Below are 6930 nucleotides of genomic sequence, written 5' to 3'. Positions count from 1 at the left end.
AATTTTAATATTTCGGAGAGTCTTTTTCCTTTATTTTTAACTGTATTTTTCTTTTTTAGTGGTTTAGAAATAGTTAAGGAAGATAAAAGAAAGTGGGGGTATCTATACATTGTTACAGCACTCGTTATGTTTTCTGTTTCAATAAAGGAGTTTATTGGTAACTTTTTATAACAATCAGGTGATTTATCTTTATCTTCAACTATCGGAGCGCTTTCACTGAATAAGAATTGCGCCCAATGTTGCTTTATCAGGACACTTTGCTAAAGAAGGAGGGGTCAAAATTAAAGATGATAAAAATAACGAAGATAGCACATCATTAAAGATTGTATCTTTTTGGTTTTCTATTCCAAGAATTTTACGTGTTGGATTTTTATGGCTGATAATAATCATACTTGCAATATTTGGATGGGTGAAGATAATTACAAATTACTTTTAGAGTGAATAGAGCTTATTCAAGAAAAGGGCGCGAATCAGGAATAAGAATAGTGCTCAAGTTTAATCGATATGATCCTTAACCACGTTATTATTACCTGAAAGGTAGATTCCATGTTTTTTTATATCGCTATATCTATTGGTTTAGTTGTTCTTTTGTTAGTAATGGGGTTCCTTTGGTTAAATCAATGGACAAAAAAACCTGATGCAGATTATGTTTTGAGATTTATTGCTAAAAACCCAGAGAGATCCTCACTCTCCATTATAAAAAATGGAAAAAGCCTTGCGGATGTTCAATCTGATCAATTGCTCTCATTGGCAAGCACAGTGAAGATTATTATAGCCATTGAATATTCTCAACAAGCTGCACATAGTGAAATTAATCCAGCCGAAAAAATTAAAACAGATGATCTGGCACGGTTTTATATACCTGGGACAGATGGCGGCGCTCACGAAGCCTGGTTGAAAACCATGAAAGAACAAGGACTTTTGCAAAACCAAACTGTTTCATTGATGGAGATTGCAAAAGGAATGATGTCCCACAGTTCAAATGCTAACACAGAATTCTTGATGATGCGGCTTGGACTCGACAGAATAAATGCTAATTTTGATAAGCTTCAGTTGTCTAAACATGAGCAAATTTATCCTTTTGTATCAGCTCTTTTTATTCCATATGAAATTGCACATCAAAAGGGGCTTGATATTCATGATAAAAAGGATGCGAAAGAGATAGCGACATACATTGAGGAAATGTCACAAGCAGCCTACATTGAAGAATCCATTAAAATTCATGATAAACTCATTCAAGATATTAATGATTCTTATAAGAGTCAGGTTAACATAAAAGCATGGCACAATATCGAATTTGATAGGCTGTCGTCCAAACGATTTGTCCGTTCTACGACTTTCGAATATGTTTCAATTGTACGGAAAATGAACGAAGGATTGTATTTTCCATTTCGTATTTGGGAGCACTTACAGCCAATTATGGAGTGGCCAATGGACGGAAAGAAAAACCAAAAAAGATTTAAAAGTTTAGGTGGCAAGGGAGGTTCAACGGCTTACATACTTACATATGCTTTCTATGCAGAAGATAAGCAAGGAAATAAAACGGAGTTGGCGGTCTTTTTCAACGACATCTACGGATACGAAACAGTTAAGCTTTCAAACAGTTCTTCTGCTTTTCAGTCAGCCGTGCTTACAGGAAGCCCTGACTGGGAAGATAAATTAAAAGCTTTTTTTGATGGTTGAGCTTGTCCAAGGTTATTCAATAAAAGGGCGCGGTAATTGGTGCGAAACGTTCCTGGCTCAAATGAAATGTGGCCACACAATTTCGGTAAAGGTCAGGCAGTTTCAATTTTATTTTAACTGAAGGGTTATGTCGAGGAGTCGAATGAAAAAGTAACGCTCTGAAAGGCTCCCCCTGCGTCGAATAGCACGCTGTTTAGTAAGAAGGAGTGTGTTATAAGCTCGGCCAATAGGCGCGAGAATTTACCGTAACAGTTCGGCTGACGAAAGCCTACCTGATGGGGTGGTGTAAATCATAGTGCTTGGGTTGAACAGATATGGTGAGAATGCAATGTAAAATACAATAAGATAATGTATTGCTGACGAACTTCTGAATGTACGGGTATAGACGCGCATTATATAGAAATGTATTTACTACCACATGTAGGGTTAGCTGTGGATGAGTAAGAATCGATTATATGAAAATCCACCTTGTGTTATAGGCACACGCAAGGCTAACAGGCTCATAGGAAGCACCTAAGTTTGTTCCACAATAGACATAATTCAACGTTGTAAGCTGATAACGTGGAGGGCTTACTCCCGGTGAGGCGTTGAAAAGGAAAATGATCGTGAGAATAGCGACTGTATAACTTTTCTTCATATCAGTGAAAGTGGTGGCGCAGTACCGCTGAAACGTGTAATGAACGTGGAGGGATAGCCACTAGGCTAATAAAAGATTCATTTAATCATGCAAGGCAAATCTTTAACGGACAATAAGGTTCTTGTAAGACTAATAGAGGTTCACCTTCCACTGGACGGCACCGACTTATTGAAACGGAAGAATTGAGGCACACAAAGTGCCGATGATTAATTGAAATTGGATTAGTTGGAACGCCGTATGCGGTGAAAGCTGCACGTGCGGTGTGAGGTGGGGGGGGAAGCTGGCGATAACTTCAAAGGCTTACCTATCACTATAATAGTTCATGTTGCTGAAATGTGCAACATTGCTTAAGAAGGAACTCAGCAATTAAGAAGTATAGAAATATACAAAAGGAAGGGGGGACATGAGATGGTGCTTTTAAAGTCTTTTGAAAAACCTTTGAATAACATGATCGAGAAAAATGAAAAAGGAACAATAACAAAGGAATATTTAGAAATTAATGGATTACGACAAGGGGTGATCATGGAGTCTTTAAATCAAGGAAAACCATTGTTATTATTTTTACATGGTGGTCCTGGATTTCCAATTTACCCAATCATTAAAGCTCATGGTACCAGGCTTGAACAGTTCTTCGACGTCTGTTATTGGGATCAAAGAGGTGCAGGAATGTCGTACCATGATAAAGAAACCGATAAGCCACTGACTGTTGAACAGCTAGTTGATGATACGATTCAGGTCGTTAACTATTTGAGAGAAAAACATTCACAAGAAAAGGTATTTCTGCTTGGACATTCATGGGGTACCTACCTTGGAAGTCTTGTAGCAAATAAAAAACCTGAACTTTTTCATGCTTATATAGGTGTTGGTCAAGTGGGAGCAGCAAAAGAATCCGAGAATGAGACATATAATTTTATCTTAAAAACGGCAATAAATCAGAACGATAAGCGTGCGGCTAAAAAAATAGAAAAAGTAATATTTGATGAAAATTACTATAAGAATCGTACATACGGCGCAGTTAGAGCAAAATATACAAACAAGTATGGAGTTGGTTTTAAACGTGATGGATACTCAAGTTTTGAAAATCTACGACATGTTTTTTCTTGTCCAAATTATACTCTTAAAGAACGGATGAATATTATTCGAGGGAGTTTTTCCAGTTACCAATGGTTAGGTCATGTCATGGCAACAACTGATTTAGTAGAACTTGTTCCAACGCTTAACCTCCCAGTCTTTATACTTCAGGGTCAGCATGATTATCAAACAACACACACCCAGGCTAAACGTTTTTATGAATCGATAACAGCTCCACACAAGAAAATGTTCACCTTTGAAAATTCATCCCACACCCCTTTTATTGAGGAGCCGGAGCGTTTTTATGAAATTATGCAAGATGAAGTATTGGGAATTATGTAATTTGAATTTTCTGCAAAGGGCGCAAGTAGATTTTACTCCAACTAAATTGTTCATTACATTTTTCACATTTTTGCAAAACAAAATCACCATACTATTAGATCCCCTGAAAGCCTTTAGGATTGTATAATCTATTCAATTATCTCGCCAGATTTGATCAGGAAAGAGCGCAACTCTTATTGCATTTTTGTCTCTTTGACTATTCTACCAATGATGACCTTTGCCAAATTTCGCTCACCCTTTCAAAACATACTTGTAACAATCGGAATAGCACTGTTTATTTTTTTATTGGTTCTTTGTTGATCCCATTTTTTGTTACTTATAAAAAATCTTTGTGAAGTAATACACTTAAATTATCGGGCGCAGTTACAACTCAAATTTAGAGACTACCTAAGAAGCAATGATAAAGCTAGAATTGAATATCAGCAACTAAAAATGAAATTATCAAGGGCAAATAATAATAATAAACATAAATATGCAGAAGTAAAAACCGAATTTGTTAAGTCTGCTCTAAAAAGATAGGAGTGAAGTTCTTCCGTAAAAGGTCGCTATACACTAATAAGGAATGGCCGACAATATGACATATAAGGTCCAGATTGTTTAGGGGAGGATATTATGTTCAAGAACAAAAACAAACAAAAAGAGTATTTACAAGCTATTATTATGTTTATTATATTAGTGATTATTATCTTTGCTTTTGATCTCCCTAAAACTAATTTTATAATAATAGGAATAATAGCTATTTTCATTGTTTTTCTTTTCGAGGTATTTGGTATAAAGAGAAATGATGAAAATATGAGTGGTAGAAAAAGAAATTATATAGGAGCTATTACATTCTTTGTCTTTTTTGCAATAATAATATTTATTTTTGATGCACCAAAAAAAGCTTATGCCATTATAGGAATAATTGTTGTTTCTAATATTTTACTTTATGAAATTTTTAACTTTGGGAATAAAAGTAAAAAGTAATCTTAAGGGTCATATAAGGGGGTTCATAAATGAAATATATTATCGGCTTATATATATCACTTGTATTGATGATGGTTGTCATTTTAATTAATACTACAATATTTGATGATGAATATTCTGGGATAGCAATGTTCATTTCTTTGGGTATCTTCATAATTGGTAACGCATTTTTTATAAATGCAAGACAGCTGAAAGTTACCGAAAAAGAATAACACGAAAAAATATTCAACTAAAGGGCGCTTATTGGGAACAAAGGTTGCTTCCTTTATTGGCTCATTAGGTCATTTTAGGAGTAAGGTTTATTGAACTGAGGTGGGGGATATGAAAATAGGCATTATTATGTTTTTTGTCGGCTTATTAATACTTATGGTAGGTATATATTTGTCTACACACTGGATATTAATTGGGAGTATTAGCGCAGTCATTGGTGGTGGAGTAATGGGAAGCAGCACTTACTTTTGAGCAAAAAAGAATGATAGTCATAGTTGAGCAAAAGGGCGCTAATCTCTAATAAGAATTAGCGCCAATATCGCTTATAAGATCCTCTTTGTGGAATAAGCTATTAGAAAGCGAGGATAAGGATGATACCTTTTAAAATTTCTATCGAGCAATATCGAGGTACTTCTTACAATATTAGTTATTGCCAAGGTAAGCAGATGAATAAATCATTGATCGAAATGTTTTCAAAAATTGTAAATGAAGATGAAATAGACTTAACTGGATTAAAGAATATATATTCCTTACATGCTCCTCATTTAATGAAGAATTGCATGGGATAGTTGATGCAATGGATATCCCATTTAAAAGGGCTGCACTATTTAGTGGTTATGGAACTCCTGAAATCCAGGGTATGGGTTGTTCTTCTATTGTCAACAGTAAAATGCTTGTCAGAAACTATGATTTCTCGCCTGAGGTCTATGATGCTCGTCTTGTTTTTACTCAACCAAATGAAGGGTACGCAAGTATCGGGCATAGCTTGCATGAAATGGGGCGCACAGAAGGAGTTAATGAAAAAGGGCTTGCTGTTGCTTTGCATTTTGTTAATAGTAAAGAAACACAGAATGGACTCACTGCGGGAAGTATAATAAGAATACTACTTGATACATGTAAGAATACAGATGAAGCTGTCAATATGATTAAACAATTGCCTCATTCTTGGAGCTTGGAGTTATAATTTTTCAATTGGCGATTCCGATGGTAATACAGTCGTGGTTGAAGAATCTCCATTTGATATCAAGGTACGAGAAAATAAAAAAATGTTATTCTGTACGAATCATTTTCAAAGAGAAGAGATGAGCCAATTAAACCGAGAACATTTAGAGGGTACCCAAGGGCGATTAAGCTATCTAACTCAAAGCAATTTAGAAAACAAAAATGTCCGACAAGCCTTTTACACTTTTAGGGATGCTTCTACACCTTTGTATAACGAAGCTTATAATGAGTTTTTCGGAACACTTCATACTTTTACATACATATTTGAAGAACATAAAATTTTAACTGCAATCCCTAATGGAGAAGTGTTGGAAATTGATTTTAAAAAATGGTTAAAAGGCACAAATCTTCTAGAAAATGAATTGACTGGCTATCTAAATTACTCTTAACCTCTCTTCAAGAATGGGCACTCTTGGGGAATAAGTATTACACCCATTATTCCTTCATTGTGCTAGATATTATACCAATCTAATTGGGAGAAAAGTTCCACAAACTCGAAATAATATATTATTAGTTGAAAAAACTAAACTTCAGGGAGTGAAGGCTAAAAATGAAAAGGGTTGACGTAGCATACGCACTTATCCATGATAAAAACAATGAAAAAGTCTTGATGGTGAATAACAGAGGTAGTGGCTGGTCACTCCCGGGTGGAGCAGTTGAACATGGCGAAACGTTGGAACAGGCAGTTATTCGCGAGGCAGAGGAAGAAACAAGTTTGACGGTGGAGGTTCAAAATATTATTGCGGTGAACGAAGCCTTTTTTAAAGAAAGAGGACATCATGCTATATTTATAACATTTAAGGCGGAGATTATAGACGGAGAAGCGTCTATACAAGATAAAGAAGAGATTTTAGAAATTGAATGGATAGATATACAAACTGCGAATGAATTAATGCCTTTTCATCCTGGTGGAGTAGAAAGCCTATTGAATTCTTCTTCACCTTATACATTTCAGGGGTAGTCTCTTATTTGCTTAACATTCGGGTGGCTATAAAGCATCTTAGGCAAACGGGAGCAAT

General features: G+C 35.4%; 7 protein-coding genes and 1 pseudogene. All 8 read left to right on the top strand.

From position 1 onward, the window contains the following. Nucleotides 1–546 precede the first annotated feature (546 nt). The 8 genes and pseudogenes from ACFSUO_RS15895 (at nucleotide 547) to ACFSUO_RS15860 (ending at nucleotide 6872) form a co-directional block, all read left to right on the top strand. Nucleotides 547–1683: a serine hydrolase gene (locus tag ACFSUO_RS15895; RefSeq protein WP_382395888.1), complete on the top strand. Its 1137-nt coding sequence runs from the start codon at nucleotides 547–549 to the stop codon at nucleotides 1681–1683. Between the two features lie 1045 nt (nucleotides 1684–2728). Next, the gene (locus ACFSUO_RS15890; protein ID WP_382395886.1) at nucleotides 2729–3733 is read left to right on the top strand and encodes an alpha/beta fold hydrolase; all 1005 of its coding nucleotides are present in this window, start codon (nucleotides 2729–2731) and stop codon (nucleotides 3731–3733) included. 366 nt (nucleotides 3734–4099) lie between these two features. Then, nucleotides 4100–4252: pseudogene (locus ACFSUO_RS15885) on the top strand (GrpB family protein); the annotation flags it as partial. A gap of 93 nt (nucleotides 4253–4345) precedes the next feature. Continuing rightward, nucleotides 4346–4699, top strand: coding sequence for a hypothetical protein (locus tag ACFSUO_RS15880; RefSeq protein WP_382395884.1), 354 nt, complete (start codon nucleotides 4346–4348; stop codon nucleotides 4697–4699). 29 nt (nucleotides 4700–4728) lie between these two features. Continuing rightward, nucleotides 4729–4911 carry a hypothetical protein gene (locus ACFSUO_RS15875; RefSeq protein ID WP_382395882.1) on the top strand — a complete coding sequence of 61 codons (183 nt, stop codon included), beginning with the start codon at nucleotides 4729–4731 and terminating at the stop codon, nucleotides 4909–4911. A gap of 509 nt (nucleotides 4912–5420) precedes the next feature. Continuing rightward, nucleotides 5421–5873: a C45 family autoproteolytic acyltransferase/hydolase gene (locus ACFSUO_RS15870; protein ID WP_382395918.1), complete on the top strand. Its 453-nt coding sequence runs from the start codon at nucleotides 5421–5423 to the stop codon at nucleotides 5871–5873. 34 nt (nucleotides 5874–5907) lie between these two features. Next, a complete protein-coding gene (locus ACFSUO_RS15865; protein WP_382395880.1) occupies nucleotides 5908–6300 on the top strand; it encodes a carcinine hydrolase/isopenicillin-N N-acyltransferase family protein in 393 nt (130 codons plus the stop codon). Nucleotides 6301–6461: 161 nt separating this feature from the next. Further along, nucleotides 6462–6872 carry an NUDIX hydrolase gene (locus ACFSUO_RS15860; protein ID WP_382395878.1) on the top strand — a complete coding sequence of 137 codons (411 nt, stop codon included), beginning with the start codon at nucleotides 6462–6464 and terminating at the stop codon, nucleotides 6870–6872. Nucleotides 6873–6930 lie beyond the last annotated feature (58 nt).

Source organism: Lentibacillus juripiscarius (assembly GCF_042685205.1).
GTDB classification, from domain to species: Bacteria; Bacillota; Bacilli; order Bacillales; family Amphibacillaceae; genus Lentibacillus; species Lentibacillus juripiscarius.
Note: the sequence above shows the minus strand (reverse complement) of the source record. Positions and strands in the feature narration are given on the sequence as shown.

Excerpts from the sequence above, each read along its gene's own strand:
- ACFSUO_RS15895 (WP_382395888.1), top strand. The coding sequence starts at position 547 with ATGTTTTTTTATATCGCTATATCTATTGGTTTAGTTGTTCTTTTGTTA.
- ACFSUO_RS15890 (WP_382395886.1), top strand. The coding sequence starts at position 2,729 with ATGGTGCTTTTAAAGTCTTTTGAAAAACCTTTGAATAACATGATCGAG.
- ACFSUO_RS15880 (WP_382395884.1), top strand. The coding sequence starts at position 4,346 with ATGTTCAAGAACAAAAACAAACAAAAAGAGTATTTACAAGCTATTATT.
- ACFSUO_RS15875 (WP_382395882.1), top strand. The coding sequence starts at position 4,729 with ATGAAATATATTATCGGCTTATATATATCACTTGTATTGATGATGGTT.
- ACFSUO_RS15860 (WP_382395878.1), top strand. The coding sequence starts at position 6,462 with ATGAAAAGGGTTGACGTAGCATACGCACTTATCCATGATAAAAACAAT.